20 protein-coding genes and 1 riboswitch are annotated in these 20,269 nt (G+C 47.6%); of the genes, 7 read left to right on the top strand and 13 right to left on the bottom strand.

Annotated features, from left to right (window positions below):
• Positions 1-10 precede the first annotated feature (10 nt).
• The 4 genes from mutM to RQP52_RS24470 all read left to right on the top strand — a co-directional run bounded on the left by mutM (position 11) and on the right by RQP52_RS24470 (position 2,938).
• A complete protein-coding gene (gene mutM / locus RQP52_RS24485; protein WP_315954267.1) occupies positions 11-871 on the top strand; it encodes a DNA-formamidopyrimidine glycosylase in 861 nt (286 codons plus the stop codon).
• A gap of 105 nt (positions 872-976) precedes the next feature.
• Entirely contained in the window at positions 977-1,696 is a 720-nt protein-coding gene (locus RQP52_RS24480) for an MntP/YtaF family protein (protein WP_315954266.1), read from the top strand.
• Positions 1,697-1,727: 31 nt separating this feature from the next.
• Positions 1,728-2,324, top strand: a complete 597-nt coding sequence (coaE, locus tag RQP52_RS24475) for a dephospho-CoA kinase (protein ID WP_315954265.1) — start codon at positions 1,728-1,730, stop codon at positions 2,322-2,324.
• Positions 2,321-2,938, top strand: coding sequence for a lytic transglycosylase domain-containing protein (locus RQP52_RS24470; RefSeq protein WP_315954264.1), 618 nt, complete (start codon positions 2,321-2,323; stop codon positions 2,936-2,938). Before coaE ends, RQP52_RS24470 begins: the two co-directional genes overlap by 4 nt.
• A gap of 67 nt (positions 2,939-3,005) precedes the next feature.
• Here RQP52_RS24470 and RQP52_RS24465 read toward each other — a convergent pair whose 3' ends face one another.
• Positions 3,006-3,221: an alpha/beta-type small acid-soluble spore protein gene (locus RQP52_RS24465; RefSeq protein WP_127458075.1), complete on the bottom strand. Its 216-nt coding sequence runs from the start codon at positions 3,219-3,221 to the stop codon at positions 3,006-3,008.
• Positions 3,222-3,331: 110 nt separating this feature from the next.
• On the opposite strand from RQP52_RS24465, the gene nrdR reads away from it, so the two are divergent.
• On the top strand, positions 3,332-3,811 hold the full coding sequence (gene nrdR / locus RQP52_RS24460) for a transcriptional regulator NrdR (RefSeq protein WP_127458074.1): 480 nt from the start codon (positions 3,332-3,334) through the stop codon (positions 3,809-3,811).
• A gap of 54 nt (positions 3,812-3,865) precedes the next feature.
• On the opposite strand, the gene RQP52_RS24455 is transcribed toward nrdR, so the two are convergent.
• Both RQP52_RS24455 and RQP52_RS24450 read right to left on the bottom strand, forming a co-directional pair.
• Positions 3,866-4,072, bottom strand: a complete 207-nt coding sequence (locus RQP52_RS24455; RefSeq protein ID WP_315954263.1) for a hypothetical protein — start codon at positions 4,070-4,072, stop codon at positions 3,866-3,868.
• A 257-nt stretch (positions 4,073-4,329) separates the two neighbouring features.
• The gene (locus tag RQP52_RS24450; RefSeq protein ID WP_315954262.1) at positions 4,330-4,518 is read right to left on the bottom strand and encodes a hypothetical protein; all 189 of its coding nucleotides are present in this window, start codon (positions 4,516-4,518) and stop codon (positions 4,330-4,332) included.
• Positions 4,519-4,567: 49 nt separating this feature from the next.
• A riboswitch (cyclic di-GMP riboswitch) is annotated at positions 4,568-4,664 on the bottom strand.
• Between the two features lie 74 nt (positions 4,665-4,738).
• On the opposite strand from RQP52_RS24450, the gene RQP52_RS24445 reads away from it, so the two are divergent.
• Positions 4,739-4,921, top strand: a complete 183-nt coding sequence (locus RQP52_RS24445) for a hypothetical protein (RefSeq protein ID WP_315954261.1) — start codon at positions 4,739-4,741, stop codon at positions 4,919-4,921.
• Positions 4,922-4,980: 59 nt separating this feature from the next.
• Here the strand turns inward: RQP52_RS24445 and htpG are convergent, their stop codons facing one another.
• The 5 genes from htpG to RQP52_RS24420 all read right to left on the bottom strand — a co-directional run bounded on the left by htpG (position 4,981) and on the right by RQP52_RS24420 (position 10,560).
• Positions 4,981-6,858 carry a molecular chaperone HtpG gene (gene htpG, locus RQP52_RS24440; RefSeq protein WP_315954260.1) on the bottom strand — a complete coding sequence of 626 codons (1,878 nt, stop codon included), beginning with the start codon at positions 6,856-6,858 and terminating at the stop codon, positions 4,981-4,983.
• A gap of 189 nt (positions 6,859-7,047) precedes the next feature.
• Positions 7,048-8,253 (bottom strand): MFS transporter, encoded by a 1,206-nt coding sequence (locus RQP52_RS24435; protein ID WP_315954259.1) that lies wholly within the window; start codon positions 8,251-8,253, stop codon positions 7,048-7,050.
• Positions 8,250-8,699, bottom strand: coding sequence for a MarR family winged helix-turn-helix transcriptional regulator (locus RQP52_RS24430; RefSeq protein WP_315954258.1), 450 nt, complete (start codon positions 8,697-8,699; stop codon positions 8,250-8,252). The genes RQP52_RS24435 and RQP52_RS24430 overlap by 4 nt, the downstream gene beginning before the upstream one ends.
• Before the next feature lie 349 nt (positions 8,700-9,048).
• Positions 9,049-9,708: an NAD-dependent epimerase/dehydratase family protein gene (locus RQP52_RS24425; protein ID WP_315954257.1), complete on the bottom strand. Its 660-nt coding sequence runs from the start codon at positions 9,706-9,708 to the stop codon at positions 9,049-9,051.
• A 48-nt stretch (positions 9,709-9,756) separates the two neighbouring features.
• On the bottom strand, positions 9,757-10,560 hold the full coding sequence (locus RQP52_RS24420) for an AraC family transcriptional regulator (RefSeq protein ID WP_315954256.1): 804 nt from the start codon (positions 10,558-10,560) through the stop codon (positions 9,757-9,759).
• Between the two features lie 175 nt (positions 10,561-10,735).
• Here RQP52_RS24420 and RQP52_RS24415 point away from each other — a divergent pair, with 175 nt between their 5' ends.
• Positions 10,736-12,988 carry an FAD-dependent oxidoreductase gene (locus tag RQP52_RS24415; protein ID WP_315954255.1) on the top strand — a complete coding sequence of 751 codons (2,253 nt, stop codon included), beginning with the start codon at positions 10,736-10,738 and terminating at the stop codon, positions 12,986-12,988.
• Positions 12,989-13,311: 323 nt separating this feature from the next.
• Here the strand turns inward: RQP52_RS24415 and RQP52_RS24410 are convergent, their stop codons facing one another.
• The 5 genes from RQP52_RS24410 to RQP52_RS24390 form a co-directional block, all read right to left on the bottom strand.
• Entirely contained in the window at positions 13,312-14,199 is an 888-nt protein-coding gene (locus RQP52_RS24410) for a carbohydrate ABC transporter permease (protein ID WP_315954254.1), read from the bottom strand.
• A gap of 18 nt (positions 14,200-14,217) precedes the next feature.
• The gene (locus RQP52_RS24405) at positions 14,218-15,144 is read right to left on the bottom strand and encodes a carbohydrate ABC transporter permease (RefSeq protein ID WP_315954253.1); all 927 of its coding nucleotides are present in this window, start codon (positions 15,142-15,144) and stop codon (positions 14,218-14,220) included.
• 79 nt (positions 15,145-15,223) lie between these two features.
• Entirely contained in the window at positions 15,224-16,597 is a 1,374-nt protein-coding gene (locus RQP52_RS24400) for an ABC transporter substrate-binding protein (RefSeq protein WP_315954252.1), read from the bottom strand.
• Positions 16,598-16,686: 89 nt separating this feature from the next.
• Positions 16,687-18,288: a response regulator transcription factor gene (locus tag RQP52_RS24395; RefSeq protein ID WP_315954251.1), complete on the bottom strand. Its 1,602-nt coding sequence runs from the start codon at positions 18,286-18,288 to the stop codon at positions 16,687-16,689.
• On the bottom strand, positions 18,263-20,056 hold the full coding sequence (locus RQP52_RS24390) for a cache domain-containing sensor histidine kinase (protein WP_315954250.1): 1,794 nt from the start codon (positions 20,054-20,056) through the stop codon (positions 18,263-18,265). Before RQP52_RS24390 ends, RQP52_RS24395 begins: the two co-directional genes overlap by 26 nt.
• Positions 20,057-20,269 lie beyond the last annotated feature (213 nt).

The raw sequence follows: 20,269 nt of genomic DNA, 5'->3' as shown, positions 1-20,269 counted from the left end.
GTGAACATCCGTGCCTGAACTACCCGAAGTCGAGACGGTCAAGCGCACACTGAACAATCTGATCACCGGTAAAACGATCGAGCAGGTTCAGGTCAGACTGCCCCGCATTATTCAGAAGCCTGATGATATCCAGATGTTTGAAGTGCTGCTGCAAGGGCAGCAGATTGAAACGATTGAGCGCAGAGGCAAGTTTTTGCGATTTGTTTTAACTGATTACGTCATGGTCTCCCATCTGCGGATGGAAGGCCGCTATGGCCTGTACAACACGGAAGATCCGCTGGAGTCTCATACGCATGTGTTATTTCGGTTTACCGACGGCAGCGAGCTGCGGTACAAGGATGTCAGACAATTTGGTACGATGCATTTGTTCCCGAGAGGGGAAGAACTCACACAGCCGCCGCTGCATAAACTTGGTTTGGAGCCGCTGGATGAGGGCTTCACTTTTGAAGCTTTCCGGGATCGGATCGCCCACAAAAAGACGAAGATTAAGCCGCTGCTCCTGAATCAAGAATATATTGTCGGCATCGGTAATATTTATGTAGACGAGTCCCTTTTCCTGGCCGGTATTCATCCTGAACGCGAGGCGTCGTCGCTCAGCAAGAAGGAGCTCGTGCTGCTGCATGGGGCGATTATTCGTACACTGAGCGATTCCGTTGAGGTGGGTGGATCTTCAATTAAATCGTATGTCAACGGCCAAGGTGAAATCGGCTTATTCCAGCATCAGCTGAACATTTATGGCAGACAGTCGCAAAGCTGCAAAACATGCGGCAGCGAAATCTACAAAACCGTGGTTGGCGGTCGCGGAACGCACATTTGTCCAACCTGTCAACCGTTAAAGCGAAAGAGAATCATAAAGAAGTCTGAGAAATAGGCACGTGAAGCGCGCCCTTCCCATATGATATGGAGTACTTAGCCCAGATGATGATCTGTTACCCAACTTATTATCGTCAGTGGTAAAACTCTTAGGAGGGGTATTATGCTTCCGGTGCTTTCTTTGCTGGTTCTGGCTTTCGCAGTTTCATTAGACGGTTTCGGCGTTGGCGTCATGTACGGATTACGCAAAATTCGAATTCCATTTCTCTCTATTGGTATTATATCCCTTTGGTCTGGTATCATTATTTATAGTTCGATGCAAATAGGCGTCCTGATGTCTTCTTTTATGTCTCCCGAGTTTGCCAAACGTATCGGTGCACTCATCCTGATCGGGATTGGCATTTGGGCGCTTTATCAACAGAGACAACAGAAGTCGCAGGATCCCCAAGAGGCAGCCAAACCGTCTGACGACCAGATATCTCTCAGCAGTATTCCCCCTTCCGGCAATGAGCCCGCCACGCTCGATACGCTGCAAAGGACGAAGGAAATTCTGAATATCGAGCTCAAGCGTTTTGGTTTGGTTATTCAAATTTTGCGTACACCCTCCATTGCTGATGTGGATAAATCAGGTAATATTTCAGCTTCCGAAGCTACTTTGCTAGGGCTAGCCCTTTCATTGGACGCATTTGGAGCGGGTATTGGCGCTGCATTAATTGGTTTTGTTCCTTTGTTAACGGCATCCGTTATTTCGATTTCGAGCGGTTCGTTTATTGCACTAGGCTTGCGCATTGGCTTTCGTTACGCGGAAATGACGTGGATGAAGAAGTTATCTATTCTTCCGGGGTGTGTACTTATACTTATGGGTTTATTGAAAATGCTGTAGTAACAGGAAAACATTTAGGAGAGATTTGCCTATGAATATCGGGTTAACAGGAGGAATCGCTTGCGGCAAAAGCACAGTTAGCGCCATGCTGGTTAGCCGCGGCGCCCTATTAGTAGATGCGGATCAAATTGCGCGCGATGTTGTCCAGCCCGGCAGCCCTGTTCTCGAACAGGTTGCTGCGCATTTTGGACAAGCGGTCATTCAGGAAGACGGCTCACTGCACCGTAAAAAGCTGGGTGAGATCGTATTTGGGAATACGGATGCCCGTAAACAACTAGAACACATCTTGCACCCGCCTATCCGCAGGATGATCAGAGAACAGATGGAAGCGTATGAGAAGCAATTTCCTGACAAACTGGTTGTCGTCGATATTCCTTTATTGTTTGAATCGAACCTATCTTTTATGTTCGAAGAGGTTCTGGTCGTGTATGTGCCTCCTCACATTCAAGTAGAACGTTTAATGCGAAGAGACAACTTAACGGAAAGCGCGGCCAACAAGCGAATCAACGCGCAGATGTCGATAGAAGAAAAACGCAAATTGGCGGATATCGTGATCGACAACAGCGGAACCTGGGAAGATACCTTATCTTCGGTCGAACGGTTTTGGCTAGGGAAGGGGCTTTCATGAAGTTTTTGCGCAAAAAACGAGTGTTCGCCCTTTTACTCGTTTGTTTCGTTCTAGTCCTCTTTATGAACAGCAATTTTATAGGAAGAAAGTTGTATCCAATCTATTTTGAGCAGGAAATTAAGCAAAGTGCGGCGAAGCACAATATAGACCCTTTTCTCATTGCAGCCATCATCAGGGTGGAGACGAACTATAAGCATCATTTGGAATCGAAAAAAGGTGCTTTGGGGCTTATGCAGTTGATGCCGGACACGGCAGAATGGATTGTAGAGTCCACGAATTTAGGACCACATACCCAGGAGGATTTGTTAAAAGCGGATGTGAACATTAATCTCGGTTCTTGGTATTTAAGCTGGCTGAACAAGCATTACAATGGAAATTTAATTTATGCGATTGCAGCTTACAATGCAGGACAAGGGAATGTGAATAAATGGAAGCAAACGAACGTTTGGGACGGCTCACAAGAGCGCATTGACCAAATCCCATTCGGCGAAACGCGTCATTATGTTCAGAGAGTTATTTATTATTACGAGAAATACACAAAGCTTTACTCCGAACAAGAACAATGGAAGAGTGAGCAAATGAAGTCTCTACATAACAAAGAAGCATTGGACTAGCTCCTTTGTGGGGGCTTAAAGTCCAATGCTTCCCGTTTGCAGATTCAGCGGCTACTTCTACTCAAGATTACTTGAATTGACCAGCCAAAGATTGTTCTGCGATTTGCACCAGGCGACGAGTAATGTGACCACCGATGGCACCAGTGTCACGAGTAGCCATGTTACCGTAGTATCCATCTTGTGGGATAGAGATACCAAGTTCTTGGGCTACTTCGTATTTCAACTGATCCAACGCTGCGTTAGCTTGAGGAACAACTAGTGTGTTGCTGTTTCCTGCGCTCATGTCTGTTCACCTCCTTGTCGGTTGGTACTAGTATTGTGCGCACTTCTTCATCGTTCATGACATGTAACATATGGTAATCCATCAGATAGAAGAGAAAGGAGAGATAGCGAATGAAGTGTCCGTTCTGTGATTATTCCGGTACGAAAGTGCTTGACTCACGTTCAGCTAATGAAAACAAATCGATCCGCCGTCGCCGGGAATGTGAGAAATGCGCCCGAAGATTCACCACCTTTGAGATGGTGGAAGAAACTCCGCTTATTGTGATTAAAAAAGATGGCAGCAGGGAAGAATTTAGTCGTGAGAAAATATTAAGAGGCTTAATACGTGCCTGTGAGAAACGTCCGGTGTCTATGGAGAGACTCGAGATGCTTGTATCCGAAGTTGAGATGCAGCTTCGCACGACGGCTCATGCGGAAGTAGACAGTTTAGGCATTGGCGAAATCGTCATGGAGCAATTGTACCCAGTCGATGAAGTGGCTTACATTCGCTTCGCCTCCGTTTACCGGCAATTCAAGGACATTAACATGTTCCTCAAAGAGTTAACGCAAATATTGGGAAAGCATGATCCCGGCCTACTCCGGGACAAATAAAGAAAGCCGGTTCTGATTCGTTCGATTGAACGTGATCAGATCGGCTTTTATTTGTTAGATAGAGTGAATAACCGTAGTGACTACTAAATTATTTGTCGTTGAAGTAGAAGAAGAGGTAGCCGTAAAGGAGAGCGTCTCCAAGACGACCGTAACGCCAATCGTAAGGGCATTGTTAATATGGTCCCCGAAACCGTGATGGTTGCAGTCAAATGCAAGGTAATCAAGCCTGAACTCATCGTCATTCTCCCTTTCTATCCTCAACTCAAGGACTAATCTAGTAATCTAGTATAGTATATGTTGTGTATTTGGAAATTATTGGATGTTAGCGTATGAAAATCCACTAAACTTTAAACCTTAAATCTGACAAAAAATAAGAAAAAGACAGCGGGATTCCCGTTGTCTTTTTGCTGTGTTTATTCTTAAAAAGCTATTATGGCGCGATTTCTTTCGATTTTAAAAAAAATAATGCTATAGACACCAACCGACTGCATTTTTGTGGGCGTTCGTGCATAATTCTGTTATTGGGTACGTTTGTCCAGTTCACTCCTAAGAAATTGAATAAACCGAATGGATTCTTCGTGGGACAGCAGGTTGTTATTAAACTTAAAGGAGAACATGTTCAAAATATCACTTTCCGGTAGATGCAGGTTAGCAATCAAGTGCTCCACATCCAAGCTCATGTTTCCATTCAACACAATTTTCTCCATCCTTTTCAGCTCCTCCTAGTCATTTCTACATTAATCGGACGGAGGCGGTCTTGGCAGCTGGCTGACATTTTGGACATGGAAATTAGTCCAAATTAGCCCCTATAGCTTTGCGTCACCACTTTTCAGTGGTTTTGCCTTTGTCGTGCCGATTAATGCTTGTAAGAAAACTATATCACATTATTTCCAATTATTACATCTATTCGAAGGATGGTTGAAGCATATGTCCGTCAAATCCAATCAAATTCCAGGTTTTTCTTATGAATTAGATATTATGAAGGTAGCTAGCTCCTTAGGAATTGATCAAGATCGATTATTGGCTTATGTGTATTCGAATATGGAGGCAAATAATCGGAGTGAGGATAGAGCCGCGCAGCCGATGATCAGGCTTGATGAGCATTCCTGATTACAAGAAAGAGCACTGCAACCATAGCGGCGGCAGTGCTCTTGATTATGGCGAAAGATTTACACCATAATTTTACAGATGTCATTCGTGAACTCAACCGGGTCTTGAAGCGGCAAGCCTTCGATGAGGAGTGCTTGGTTGTACAAGAGGGCCGTGTAAAGGTTCAGTTTCTCTTTGTCTTTTTCGAAAGCGTCCTTCAACGAGCCGAACACTTCATGGTTCATGTTGATTTCAAGAACTTTTTCAGCTTTCACATTCGGATTATTCGGCATCGCATTCAAGATTTTTTCCATCTCGATGGTTACGTCACCGTCTGTAGACAGGCAAACCGGATGCTTCTTGAGTCGTTTGGATGCTTTGACGTTCGTAACTTTACCGGACAATAAGCTGGTCATGTAGTCGAAAAGCTCTTTGTTATCGTTTTTGTCCGCTTCGGTTTCGGATTTATCATCAGCTTCAATGCCGAGATCGCCGCTGGAAACCGATTTGAATTCTTTTTCCTTGTAAGTCATGATCATTTTGATTGCGAATTCATCGATATCGTCTGTGAAATACAAGATTTCATAGCCTTTATCCGTAACAAGCTCCGTTTGCGGAAGCTTATCGATGCGCTCCATAGACTCCCCGGATGCATAGTAAATGTACTTCTGATCTTCCGGCATTCTCGCGATGTATTCGTCGAGTGTAACGAGCTTCTTCTCTTTGGAGGAGTGGAACATCAACAAGTCCTGCAGAACGTCTTTATGGGTGCCGTAGTCGCTGTAGACGCCGAATTTGAGCTGACGGCCAAACGCTTTGTAGAAGGTCTCGTATTTCTCTCTCTCATCCTTCAACATGGATTGAAGTTGGCCTTTGATTTTGCTCTGAATGTTTTTGGCAATCAACTTTAATTGACGATCATGCTGCAGCATCTCTCTGGAAATGTTCAGAGACAAGCTTTCGGAATCGACCATCCCTTTCACGAAGCTGAAATAGTCGGGCAGCAGGTCCGCGCATTTGTTCATGATCAAAACGCCATTGGCGTATAGCTCCAAGCCTTTTTCATATTCCTTGGAATAGTAGTCGAAAGGCATGCTTTCCGGAACAAAGAGGATCGCTTGGTAGACAACAGCTCCGTCCGCGCTAACATGAATATGCTTAAGCGGCTTATCGAAGCCGTAATGCTTCTCATGATAGAACTTCTCATAATCCTCAGGCGTTAGCTCGCTTTTGTTTTTTCTCCAGATAGGCACCATGCTGTTGAGCTGCTGCTCTTCTTGATAATCCTCGAATTCATTTTCCGTGCCTTCTTTAAGTCTTTTGCCGGCAACGTCCATTTTGATCGGATAACGAATGAAGTCGGAATATTTTTTGATGATCGCTTTCAGGCGGTACTCGTCCAAATATTCGTCGTAGTTGTCATCTTCGGTATTCGCTTTGATTTGCAGTACGATTTCTGTACCAATGGAATCTTTCTCGGCTGTTTCGATGGTATAACCGTCAGCGCCAGTGGATTCCCATTTGTAAGCCGTGTCGCTGCCAAGAGCTCTACTTGTCACCGTAACAACATCAGCTACCATGAACGCGGAGTAGAAGCCTACGCCGAATTGGCCGATGATATTGTGGCCGTCTTTGGCTTCGTTTTCTTTTTTGAACGCAAGAGAACCGCTTTTCGCGATGATCCCTAAATTGTTCTCCAAATCTTCTTTTGTCATCCCGATACCGGTATCGCGGATCGTTAATGTTCTGTTCGTTTTGTCTGCAATGACTTTGATAAAGTAATTGTCTTTATCAAATACCAATGAGTCGTCTGTGAGTGCTTTGTAGTAAATTTTATCAATGGCATCGCTGGAATTGGAGATGAGCTCTCTCAAGAAGATTTCTCTTTGCGTGTAAATGGAGTTAATCATCATTTCTAATAGTCTTTTGGACTCAGCCTGAAACTGTTTCTTTTCCACGGATAAATCTCCTTTCGATATGTAACAATAGTTCAATATTAGCACTCTCTCTACTTGAGTGCTACACATTATTTTTATATCACTCCGCCAATTTAATGTCAATTGCTATTCCCTGTAACTTCCTGTGAAAATGATAAAAACGCCGTCCCTCCCTACCACTCAGAAGTGTTAGTGAGAAACGGCGTTTGCTTATTTCATCGAAGCCGCTGGACCGGACTTCAGGGCGACACTCGATTTCCGGTGATGCAGCCCGTAATACAGCAGTGACGAACATGCAACAACGATGCCGGCCACGAAGTACATCGTATGATAGTCTGTTTTGGATGCGACGAGGCCAAGCACATACGAGCCGATGCCATAGCCGGTATCGAAGAGCAAGAAATACGTGCCGGTGGCAAGTCCTCTGCGGTGCACGGGCGCCGCTTGGATCGCGATGGTTTGAAAGCTCGGCAGCATGGCGCCGAAGCCAAGTCCCAGCAGTCCGCCGGCCACTAAAAAGGGCACGGGGGACGATGTCAGGCTGAGGCTAATCATCCCCAGCGTGAACAAAACAACGCCTGGGTAAACTAAGCCGTTAGGTCCTGAACGATCGAACCATTTGCCCGTAAACGGCCTGGAAATGACAATCATCAAAGCAAACACCATGAAGAAGTAGCTTGCGTATTTCTCCAATCCGTTCGATTTTGCGTAAACGGACAGGAACGTGGTGATGGCGCCATAGGAGAAGGCGAGTACGCTGCCTGTCAGGGAAATCGGGATCGCGCGCGGCTCGATGAATTTTCTCCAGCCCTTTTCCGGCTTCACGGATGCCTGTACAACGCGCTTCGGAATACGGAGGGATAACCCGAACATAAGGGAAAGAACGGCGAACACGATACAGACGCCAAACAGCAGCGCATTATTGTTAGACTGCATAATCGTTAAACCGAGAAACGGTCCTACAACCATCGCCAGGCTCATGAAAAGACTGAAATAGCCGATGCCCTCGCCTTTGCGTCGATCCGGCACAAGATCAATGGCGACAGCCCCAGCGGCTGTGGTAGCCATCCCAAAGCCGATGCCATGAAGAAACCGTACGCCTAGCAAGACACCATACTGATGAATAAACGGATACATCGCGGTGCAAATCATAAACAGGACAAGGGAGAAGGAGATGATCTTCTTCCGATTCCATTCGTCCATCCATTTGCCGGTTAATGGACGTAAAATAACGGTTGAAATAATAAAGACGGTCATCACCAGACCAATTTGCTGCTGCCCGGCATGCAACGTATCGGTGACAAAGATAGGTAACGTTACGGCTAGAATATAAAACGTCATGAATAAAAAAAAGCTGCTGAGACATACAGCTACAAAATCGCGATTCCACAATTTCTGATCGGTCTCGGTATTCACTGTGATTCCTCCACTTCCTTAATGCGTGCATTGGCTTCTTGGGTGATTTGAATGAGCAGCGACTTGAGCAGGGCAGCCTGTTCCTCCGTGAAGCTGCTGAGCAGTGAAGCGATGACCTTCTGCTCAATCGGGGTGAGGATGTCGTTCATAGCTCTGCCCTGTTCCGTAATGAACGTTAGAAAGGATCGGCGATCCTGTTCATTAGCGCGGCGCTCAATCATCCCTTTGCGCTCCAATTGGTCGAGTATTCGGGTAATATTCGTCTGATCCTTCTCCGCTCGAGTAGCGAGCAGTTTCTGGGTAATCCCGTCCTCGCAGGCCAGACGATGAAGCACGACCCACTGTTCCGTCGTCATATCGTATGGCTGAAATTGAGAGCCCAAAAGCTGTGTCATTCGGCGCCCGGCATGATTCAGAATAAACCCCAGGGAATGATCCATCTGCATAACACAAACCTCTTCTCGAAAATTAGTTGCTATAGCAATTATATTCTTAGCATATATATTCGTCAAATCATTTTGAGGTGTTCTGTATAAGATAGTGGAGATCGGACATACTAATTTTCGACGGTGATTCAGAGAGGTGTTGTGTCGCATATTATGTAGACGAAATACCAGGGAAGTTGTTGTTGAATCTACCGTAAAGCGAGGAGATGTGCCGCAGGCCATTAATGTAGTCAAAAACTGCAGGAATGTGATGAGGTAGTTACCGAGCGAAGTAGGTTTCAAGGCAAAAGTACCATCAATTTGTCACCGTCGAAAAGGACTCCGCGAGGAGTCCTTTTTCTTTTGCGAGTTAGAACTGATTCAAATCACTGCTCTCAATGATCGGCTTGGGATAGCCGTTAATAGCCACTTCAATCATGGCGCGGCCAACCTTTTCCGAGGTCGTGACCGAATTCGGGAACCATTTTTCCAGCATCGGGTAAAAAGGTTTCATGACCGTATAAACGGCCTGATAGAGCTTCGTTTTGGATCTGACGCCATGCAGAGGCAGAATGCCACCAGGTCTGAACATATACGCCGCTGTAAAAGGCAGTTTGAGCAGGTCATTTTCTGTTTTGCCTTTGATCCGCGCCCACATGCTGCGCCCTCGCTCAGAGCTATCCGTACCGGCTCCAGTCACATAGGTGAACGTCATGGCGGGGTTCAGCCTCACTAACGTTTTTGCCACACTCATCGTTAAATCGTACGTTATCGCTTTATATTTCTCCTCGCTCATACCCGCAGAAGAGACGCCAAGGCAGAAAAAGCAAGCATCAAATCCGGACAGTTTGCCCTCCAAGGCTGACAGATCCAGCAAATTCACGTGCACGAGCTCGTTGAGTTTCGGGTGCTGTTGGCCAGTCGCATTCCGCCCGATGGTTACTACGCGCTTGATCCGAGTATCAAGGAGACATTCCCGCAGCACAGATTGCCCTACCATGCCGGTGGCTCCGAAAAGAAGAACGTTCAATGAGATCACACCTCTCTCTTTACTTCCATTGTTTCCGCTAAAAAGGGTTCATAACCGATGCAGCTTCCGGTAATGCGAAGGCGTAATGCGCATGCGCTTTTTAAACACGCGGCTCAAGTAGAATTCATTCTCGAACCCGCATCTTCCCGCAATTTGCTGCAGCGTCAAGTCGCTATCGAGCAAAAGTTTCTGTACCTTCTGCAATCTCAAAGAAGTGAGGTAATCCAGCGGCGCCATGCCGGTCGTTTTTTTGAATCTCCGCGTAAACTGCACCTGTGTCAGCCCTAGCTCCATGGCGAGCTGTTTCAAATTGAACGAGGACGCTGCATGCTCCAGCATGTAGGCAATAGCTTTCTGCACAAGGATGTCCTCACCCGAAGGTGTGCGAGAATCTGACTGCCATTCTTCCACAACCTGCATCCAGATATCCGTCACAAAGTGATGACGTAAAGCAGTGGAGGCCTCTGTATGAAGCTCCGTCCACTTCCGTAAATACGTATAAGTGGATGTCAGCCGATGCAGATCATGGACGGTTACTTTGCCGGCAGGGATGTTGTCCTCCGTAAGCAAGGCACCGTCCTCTTCATGTACCCATCGCAGCAAAAACACGTGAAAAGACAAGGGATGGACCATTTCTCTCTGAAAAGCAACGCCAGGCGGACAAAACACGAGATCACCGAACGAAGCCGTACCTTCGTGCGGACCGATGCTATAAGTGAAACTGCCATCTTCCACGCCAAATACCACCCAGAAGTCGTTGATGTCCACTTGAACTTGAAAGGCGGCTTTCTCCTTCCAGTAGACATGGCTGATCACTTCCGGTTTCGTGTTTGTTATATCGCGTACTCGCACGATTTGCCCCTCACTTCTGCCAATTTGTCCCACATGACTAGCATATACGAAACCGTAGAAGCAAGATAGATAGGAATGAAATTTTGTATAAGTTTATGTTGCAGTCGTGCATGGAGTAAAGCGCTTACTATACATTAAAATGAGGACATAAGCAAGCGTTGAGGGGGAAAGGTAAATGAAAGAGGAACGGGTAAAAACGGATATTTCCGTTATTGGCGGCGGGTTATCCGGTGTGTGTGCAGCCATTGCTGCGGCAAGGCTTGGGCAAACGGTAGCGCTCATCCAGAATCGGCCTGTATTAGGCGGAAACTCCTCCAGCGAGGTGCGTGTTTGGGTCTGCGGCGCGACAGGGCACGGAGTCAACCGCTATGCGCGGGAAACTGGCATTATGGGGGAGCTGTTCGTCGAAAACCAGTTTCAGAATATGGACGGCAATCCGTATTTATGGGATTTGACGGTGCTCGAAGCGGTGCGCGCAGAGTGCCGTATTCAGCTTTTTCTCAACACGGACGTTCATGAGGTGGAGGCTGATGGCGAAGAGGATCATCGGATGATCCGCAGTGTTACAGGTTGGATGATGGGTTCTGAGCGAAAAATCCGTTTCGAAAGCGAAGTATTTCTGGATTGCACAGGGGATGGGCTCATCGGGTTTCTGGCTGGTGCGAAGTACCGGATTGGACGTGAAGCGAGAGCGGAGCATGGCGAGGATTGGGCGCCGGAGGTGGCGGATGGGATCACGCTGGGCAGCACGATTTTATTTTACACGAAAGATGTGGGCCATCCCGTTAAATTCCATCCTCCGAGCTTTGCCAAAGATATTACGAAGACATCGATACCGATCAAAAGAGTTATACGCAGTGGAGATTCGGGCTGTCATTATTGGTGGATTGAGTGGGGCGGCGAGCTGGACACTGTGCATGAAAATGAAAAGATTCGTGATGAGCTATGGTCCGTCATCTACGGAATTTGGGATTATATTAAAAACTCCGGCAACTTCGAAGCGCAGCAGATGACGCTTGAGTGGGTCGGTGCTTTGCCCGGAAAAAGGGAGTACCGGCGATTTGTCGGCGATTATGTCCTGACTCAAAACGACATTATGGCGCAGACGCCTTTTGAGGATCGTATCGCCTTCGGCGGGTGGTCGATTGATTTGCATCCTCCGCAGGGAATGTACGCGAAGGAAAGCGGCTCTAAGCACTTGCATGCCGACGGCATCTACCATATTCCGTTTCGTTCACTGTACTCGGTGAATGTCAGCAATCTGTTGATGGCGGGACGCAATATCAGCGCTTCGCATGTTGCGTTCGGGACGACGCGGGTCATGGCCACGTGCGCCGTCATTGGAGAGGCGGCAGGGACGGGGGCGGCCCTGTGCGTGCAAAAGCAAGTGATGCCCCGCGAGCTGCATCAGAAGCATCTGAAGGAGCTGCAGATGACGTTGCTGCGTCAGGATGCTTCGATCATTGGCCTGCGCAGCGAAGATGAAGCGGATCTGGCCCGCAGGGCCCAGGTAACGGCGTCGAGTACATTACGCCAGGTGGGCGTGGAGCGGGCTGTGGAGCCCAGACGCTTGCACACGGACGTGGCTGTGGTATTCCCGGTAGCTCCAGCGCTGCGGGGCTTCGAGCTTCTGACGGATGTCTCGGAGGCTACGACGATGACCGTGGAGCTGTGGGATACGGGACGCGCTGAGAACTATGTGCCGAAGAGCTTGATTGCGGCTGTATCAGCCCGTGTTGCGACAGGTGAGCGCCAGTGGGTGGGTTTTGATCTACGCTGGGAGCCGGAGGTGGAGCAGAACGCGTTCGTCATTGTCAAAGCGAACGAGAACGTGACTGTTTACCATGCAAATGAGCCGGTAACAGGGACGATCGCTTTCGTAAAGGGCGCGAAGCCGATTGTTGATCCGAAGCTGGAGGATCATCAGCCGGAGCAGCCGGTTGTGCTGTGGAGCATGAAAGGCGGCTTAGACCGCAAGCCGATCTGCTTCCGATCACCGGAAGCGTCAACGGCTTTCTCGGCTGAGCGTGTGACGGACGGCTATCTGCGTCCTTACGGCACTCCGCATCTGTGGATGTCGGAGCCGATGGCAGCAGGCAGGGAAGAGTGGCTTGAGCTGGCATGGGAGGAGCCGAAGGAGATGAAGCGGGTGCAGGTGACTTTCAATGACAATGTGAATCAGGATCTGATCAATTTGCACGCGTTCAGGACGTCCTTTGACGTCATGCCGGAATTGGTGAAAGACTACCGGATTGAGGCTTGCGTGGACGGGACGTGGGTCGTTCTGCTGCGGGAGACGAACAACCGGAAAAGGACGCGAAGACATGAGTTGGCAAGCTGCGTTTCTGCTGCGCAATTGCGATTGATCGTCGAGTCGACGAATGGGAGTCCGAGCGCGGAAGTGGTGGAGATAAGGGTATATGGGTAAAAAGAGCGGATTCGACTTCGAAGTAAGGTGAAAGGATGAGGATAGCGCGTTTGGATTGGCACGTCGTTGGACGTAATCCAATGAAAGTATGGTTTTGGCTGCTGAAACGGCAATTTCATTGGATGAAATCCAATGCCGAGATAGAATATAAGGCAGTAATAGGGGCTTTGTGCTGCGGAGTTCGTTGGATTTCGTCCAATGAAATGTATGTTTAGCCTGCAAATAAAGCCAGTTCATTGGAAATCATCCAATGAGGCTCCCCTAGGCATCCTATCTACAAGTTGATTGAATATCCTAGGGGGTTGCCTTCTGCCCGCTGCCTGCTACCCTTTCAACCCTGAGCTGGCGAAGCCCTCAACGAACCATTTCTGACAGACGATTACGACGATGAGAAGAGGCAGCAGAGCGGATACCGAAGCAGCCATGGTAAGGACATAATTGGTCCCGAACTCTTCGACGTAGCTGGTTAACCCCAGTGGAATCGTAAAGAGATGTTTGTCTCTGAGGTAAATAAGCGGACCTTCGTATTCATTCCAATGGGAAGTGAAGGAGAGAATGAGCAGGGTGACGATGGCAGGTTTGATCAGCGGCAATGAAATTTGCCAGAAGGTGCGCCAGTACCCGGCTCCGTCTACACGGGCGGCTTCGAGCAATTCATTGGGCAGCGTGCTGAAGAACTGTCTCATCAAAAATGTGCCAAATACTGTAAACAAACCTGGCAAAATAAGTGAATAGTGCGTGTTAATCAGTTTCATCGAATCGAACAAGATAAAACGCGGGAGTAGAAGCACTTGGCTTGGAATCATCATCGTTGATAGGTAGAGCAGGAACAGGAAGTTGCGGCCTTTGAAGCGGATTTTGGCGAAAGCATAGCCAGCCATTGCACTCGTGAGTAAGTTTCCAGCAACTGTAATCCCGGTAATTTTAATGGAGTTCAAATAGAACAGATAAAAGGGGTTAGGACCCGTCCATACTTGCTTGTAATTTTCAAAATGCCATGTTTTTGGAATCCAATCAATCGGATACTTGAAAACTTCGCCATTGATTTTAAAAGAAGTAGAAATCATCCAGATATAAGGCAGTATCATGATTAGCGCGAAGGCTGCCAATACGATGGTAATGATGGCTTTGATAACCCAAGACAGCTGCTTGTTTTTAGCTCGCGTTTTTTGTTGGGTGGATTGCACCGGATAGGTAGTTTCCATTTCCATGATAGTTCTCCTTTCTTCCTAAAAGTGATCCTGCCAACGCTTTTGGCTTTGCCACTGAATGAGCGTAATGATGAAGATAATGGTGAACAGCACCCACGACACCGCAGCCGCATAGCCCATTTTATAGAAACGGAAAGCAAGCAGATAGATGTGATAGGACAGCACCATCGTTGAATCAATCGGACCTCCTTGCGTCATAACGGCGACTGGACCGAACACTTGGAAGGACCAAATGATGAGCGTAATGGCAATGAGAAATGTGGTCGGTGTTAGCATGGGGACGGTGATTTGGAAAAATTGCCGCATCTTTGAGGCGCCGTCAATCTCGGCCGCTTCGTACAAATCTTTAGAAATGCCTTGTAGGCCTGCCAAGTAAATGACCATGGCATAACCGATGGTGACCCATACGGACATGATAATAATGGTAAAAAGCGCGGATTTCGGACTTGATAGCCAGCCTGGCGGATGTTCGATACCGATCGATAACAGGAATTGGTTGATGGGTCCGTTCGTTGCACGGTACATGATGCTCCATATGACGGAGACGGCAACAAGGGAAGAGACGTAAGGTAAAAAAATCAGCAGCCGCATCGTATTTTTGAAAAACACATATTTGTTTAGAATAACGGCCATGAACAAGCCGATTACGATGGAAGCGGGTACGCTGACTAAGGTAAACACGGTATTATTTTGCAGCGATTTAAGAAATTTCGGATCACTTGGCAGCGCTTTGAAATTATCGAAGCCAACCCAAGTGATACCGGCGAATCCTTTGAGGTACTCCCAGTCCACAAAGACCAGATAAAGACTGAATAGAATGGGCAATAAAATAAATGCGAGATACCCGGTAAGATTAGGTAAAATGAACAGGTAACCGGCGAGATTCTCCCTGAATTTCGCGGTTTGCCAGAATGGTCTCATGGGCGAGTCATCCTTTCGTTTCATGTGTTAGGCTTCCTTTATGAAAAAGCTATCCCCAGGTCACTGAATGACTTGTGGGGACAGCTTCCTTGGCAGCGTGAACTTATTTTTTGGCGCCTTTGATCGTTGTATCGGAGCGGGTTTTCATCGTTTCGAGCGTTTTATCAATCGGTTGGACGCCGAGTAAATACTTCTCCATTTCGTCCTTGTAGATGGCTTTCAGCTCTGTAGGGACAGGTACATTGTAAGCTGTTGGGAATGTGTAGTTTCCAGCGAGCAATGCTTTCAAGGAATCTTCATCAATCAAATCTTTGGCATCGCCGATTAGGATAGAAGCGATTTTGCCTGCATCGGCTTTTTTATTCGTCGGGATACGACCGCCGGGAACCATCGACATGTTGCCTTCTTGCAGGTACCAGGAAATGAACTTCATGGCAGCTTCTTTGTTTTTACTGTTTTTGTTAATGGACATATAGTCACCCATACCGCCGCCGGGGTTAACGTTGCCCCCAGCCGTAAATTGCGGATACGGAGCGAAAGCAACTTTGAAATCGTGAGGGAAGCTCTTCGTATCTTTGATATAACGGATGATATAGATTTGAGAAGGCGTCATAGCCGCTTTACCTGTCAGCAGCTCGTTCTGCACTGTAATTTTGCCGGCGACGGCTTCGGAATATTTCATCATAATGCCTTTGCTCTCCAGGCTTTGTTGCAGCTCCAAACCTTTCTTCAGAGCGGGGCTGTTGAAGTTGGACGTGCCGTCATCTGCGATGAAGGAGTCTTTGGCTTTGCCGGTTTGCAGGATAATTTCCCCGAAGGTGGACAAAGCGGGGTCAAGCATCGTGCCTTTGCGCTCGCCTTTGTTGAGCTTCGCCGCAAGGGCGCTGAAGTCATCCCAGGTCCAGGCGGTGGGCAGCTTCTCGCCGGCTTCGTCTAATGCCTTTTTATTGAAAAGCACGGCACCGACGTTCTTGTTGGCAGGCAGATAATAATATTTGCCGTCTGCAAATTTCTTGATATTGGCGCTGCCGATAATCCCTTCCACGTCAAACCCCGCTTTGGCAATCAGATCGTCGAGAGGTTCTGCCATGCCGGCGGCTTGGCGCTTCGTCATTTTATCATCGCCGTAGTTCATATAAATGTCCGGTGCGTCTGTATTGGAGAGCAGAGCAGTCTCAAGCTTCAAGTTACCGGGGTCGTCATTCACATAACGGATATATTCAACCTTAATGTTCGGGTTCGCTTTGTTCCAATTGTCGACGGCTTCTTGCGGACCGCTTTCGGGCGGTACGCCTCCCCAAAACTTCAGTGAAACCGGCTTCTGGGCTTCAGGTGTCGGAGCTGCGGCAGCCGTTGCTGCTGCTGCTGGCGCTGCAGTGGCGGAAGCTGCGGGTGCGACATCGGTTTTTGCGCAGCCAGCTACGAAAACGCTTACAGCGAGAGCGAGCGATGCACTTACTCCAAAGAGTTTCTTCATGTGTTCATCCCCTTTTCTTTTGGTAATTAAATCGTAATGGAATCCTCCAGAAAAAGACACGCACGATTCTTTCAAAATTAAGCATTATTCTATGATGATCGACCGCCGAAATACAATTTGCGGAATTCAGTTGGATACATACCTTCGAGTTGTTTAAAGCTGCGGCTGAAATGATTCGGGTCGGCGTAGCCGATTTTCTCCGAGATTTCGAATATTTTGTAATCGGGATTTTTGAGCAGTTCTCTAGCCGTTTTCATCCGAACGTTGGTCACATAATCCGTGATCGTTTTACCGGTTTCCTTTTTAAATAACATGCTCAAGTAATTTTCGGTGTAACCGACTTTGCACGCCAAATCCGCTACTTTCATGGGCAAATTGTACTGATCCGTAATGATGCGTATGACGGTTTGAATTTCAGGGCGCAGCTTTTCTTTGCCATGCTGCCGCTTGTAATCCATGAAGACAGGAATCCAGCCGACGAACCAATCCGCCAATTCCTGCAGCGTTTCCGCGTTCCGGATTACATGATACGGGTATTGATTCTCGTGAAGCGTTACGGAGTAAATATCGTTGCCATCCGCTTTAAGACTGCGGGAAAACATATGCAGCAGACTGAGCCACGTTTCGCGCAGCATAAGTGGCGGTACGTCTTTTTTACTCAGGAGCTCTTGCGTCCAGTCCTTCAACCGCTGCCTAAGTCCGGACTCATCCTGTTCATCAATTCGTTTACGTAAGTTCTCTTCGTCCCAAGGGTCCGACAGCCGGTGTGCAGCAGGTGGGATCTGGTGATAGGCAACGATACATGAGCGTCCGAAATAAAACCGATAGCTAAGCGAATAATCGGCCTTCTCATAGGCTTGTTGAAGTAGATAAGGATCTTCTAGTGGCGGTGAAACACCGCAGGAAATGGAAATTTTGAGGAAAGTGTGCACCGCGTTTTGCATTTCCTGCAGGACCGCAGGGTTCAATTGGCCGATGAGCACGCAAAATTTGCCGCCGCCGATCTCGAGCAATTCCCCATTTCTATATTTTTTTAAAATCTCGCTGAGTACATTCTTCACTGTGTATGTCAGAAGCCGATCGCTTTGAAACCGGTTGTTATGCGTTAGTTCCTCATAAGATTCGATTTGAATCGCAATCGCGGACAGAGGAGGAGGGAAAGGCTCCAGTTGAAATTCAATGAATTCCTGCTCGATTTCTCTGCGGGAGGAATGGCCCAGTACGAGCTCGCGCAGCCGCTTTTCCTTTACTTCGCTGCTGTATTGATTCACTTTTTGCTCCAGCTTTGTATAGGCGGTTTGGCCCTGCTTCTCAATCTGAAGCTGTTCCTTAATGGCACGAAGCTTCTGCATAAGCTCGGAAGGTTGAATTTCCAGCTTCGTTATGTATTCCGTAGCCCCAAGCCGCAGGGCCTTCTGCACATACGCGAAATCGCTATGATTCGATAGAATGAGGCATTTCATGGCCGGCCAGCGTTCTCGGATGATTTGGAGCAGCTCCAGGCCGTCCATGTCCGGCATACGGATATCCGTAAGCACGATTTCACAAGGATGATTTTCCAGAATCGCCAAAGCTTCGAGGCCGCTCGCTGCTTCGCCGATCACTTGGAATTCCTCGTTATTCATAGGAATAATCGTTTTTAACCCAATACGTACCAAAATCTCATCATCTACGATCAGAATGCGCATCATGAGGCTCCCTCCTGTTATGTGGCAGTATCAATGTCAATCGAACACCTTCGTTCGGAGAGCTGGCGATGTGTATGCCGTATTGTGCGCCGAAATGCAGCTTGATTCTTTCATTCACATTCCGAATGCCGATCCCGCTGAACTTGACGTGGGGTTGATGGAGTTCGTTCTCCACTTGTTGGATTTTCTCCAAGCTCATGCCGACACCGTTATCCTGCAGGAGGATGTGAAGTTTACCGGCGACTTCGATAGCTTGGAGCTCAATCCTTAATGGAAAGTGGTTGCCGTGAATAATGCTATTCTCGATAGCGGGCTGAAGCGTAAATTTCAACACTTCACAGTCGAGCAGCGATTCCGGAATATCGCAAGAGAACTTGATTTGGTCATGATAACGAATTTCCTGCAAGGAAAGGTAGACCTGTATGTAATCCAGTTCTTCACGGAGCGTCACGAACTCCTGTTCATTGCGCATCGTGAAGCCCAGCAGCTTGCCCAGCTTCGTAATCATTTCGCTGACGTGCTCTGCGCCCGAAAGAATTGCCATCCACTTAATGGAATTAAGCGTATTCAGCAGAAAATGAGGATTAATTTGTGCTTGAAGCGCTTGAAACTGCGCCTTCTGCTTGCGCTGTTCCTCATCGTATAAGTTTGCAATCAAATGCTGCAGATGGCTGACCATTTTGTTGAAGTTACTCCCCAGGACGGCGATTTCATCTTCGCCTTTTATCGTGACCATCGTATTAAATTCGCCTTTTCCAACTCTGTTCATCGACTTGGCGAGCTGTTTGAAAGGACTTGTCACGCGAAGCATCAAGATAATGAAAGCGATCGCAAATAAGAAAAACCAAGCGATGACCCAACCGATGGACTTATCTTTCTCACGGCTTAGCTGTGTGGCAAAATCCTTTTGGTTCATTAGTTGGACCAGCCGCCAGCCCAACTGGGGGACATAGGCGTCATTTACGAGGTAACTCTGGCCGTCCAAGGTTATTTTCTGAATGCCGCTGGCGTCTTTGTGCATGTTTTGGAGTGACTCTGAGGCTTTAAAATGACTGGACGTACTGTCCCCGAGCAAGAGCTTCTGGTCCTGGTCTAACAGAAAAGAGATGACGCCGGACTCCTGCTGCTGGCGTAGCTCCTGCGCGTTATAGAAAAATATCGGGATCGGTACCCCGATCATGAAAATACCGTAATTGCTCGTATATTCGCCATTGACTTGTCTGGTCATGGCAACGAGGTCTTGGCTGCCAGCCGCCGTGCGCAGCGTATAGGGCACAGACCAATAGGGAGAGCCGCCAAGCTGCAGGGTGGGTTGATACCAGCTTTCCTTGCGATAGGAGGCAATATCCGTCTTGGTGACCGCTGACCAGGTGGTGTGTGTATAACCCCGGTTGTCATAGAGCCCTAAGTAAGCATCGCTGTCAAGCAGCAGGTCTTTCACGTTAGACAGTTTTTTTTGCAAGCTGGTCAGTTTAATGAAAGAGCTGTAACTATCGGACCAATCAGCAGGCTCTCGAAGGAATTTTTCAGTTTCCGGATCGTTGATAATAAGGCTGGAGGCTTTAATAATACGAACGGCCAGATCGTTCATCATGTCTGCTTTTTGCGCCACAGCGGCTTGGTTGGATTGATTGAGCTGCATCTGGACAATAAGCTCAGAGGAATTGTAGAAACGGTAAAGAATGATGACGACGGGTAAAATGATGAGAACAAACAGGGAAATAAGAATTTTCCCGCGCAGTGTTTTGAAGGGACTTCGCAATAGATTCATGGCCGTCACCATTCCTGTATTTATCCTAGTAGGAAGAATTATCTCTATCATACAACGGATGATTCCGATCATGCCATAGAACTTGAAAGCGTTTCAAAAGATCAAAGAATTTGCCGTAAACTAAAAAGAATCGTGCTAATTTTGGCTTGTTGGTGCACGCAAATTGAAAGCAAAAAAATCCCTCGAGGCATAACCTCAAGGGAAGGGATTTCG

This window comes from Paenibacillus violae (assembly GCF_032461945.1).
Classification (GTDB): domain Bacteria; phylum Bacillota; class Bacilli; order Paenibacillales; family NBRC-103111; genus Paenibacillus_E; species Paenibacillus_E violae.
This window is presented reverse-complemented; position numbering and strand designations above follow the sequence as displayed.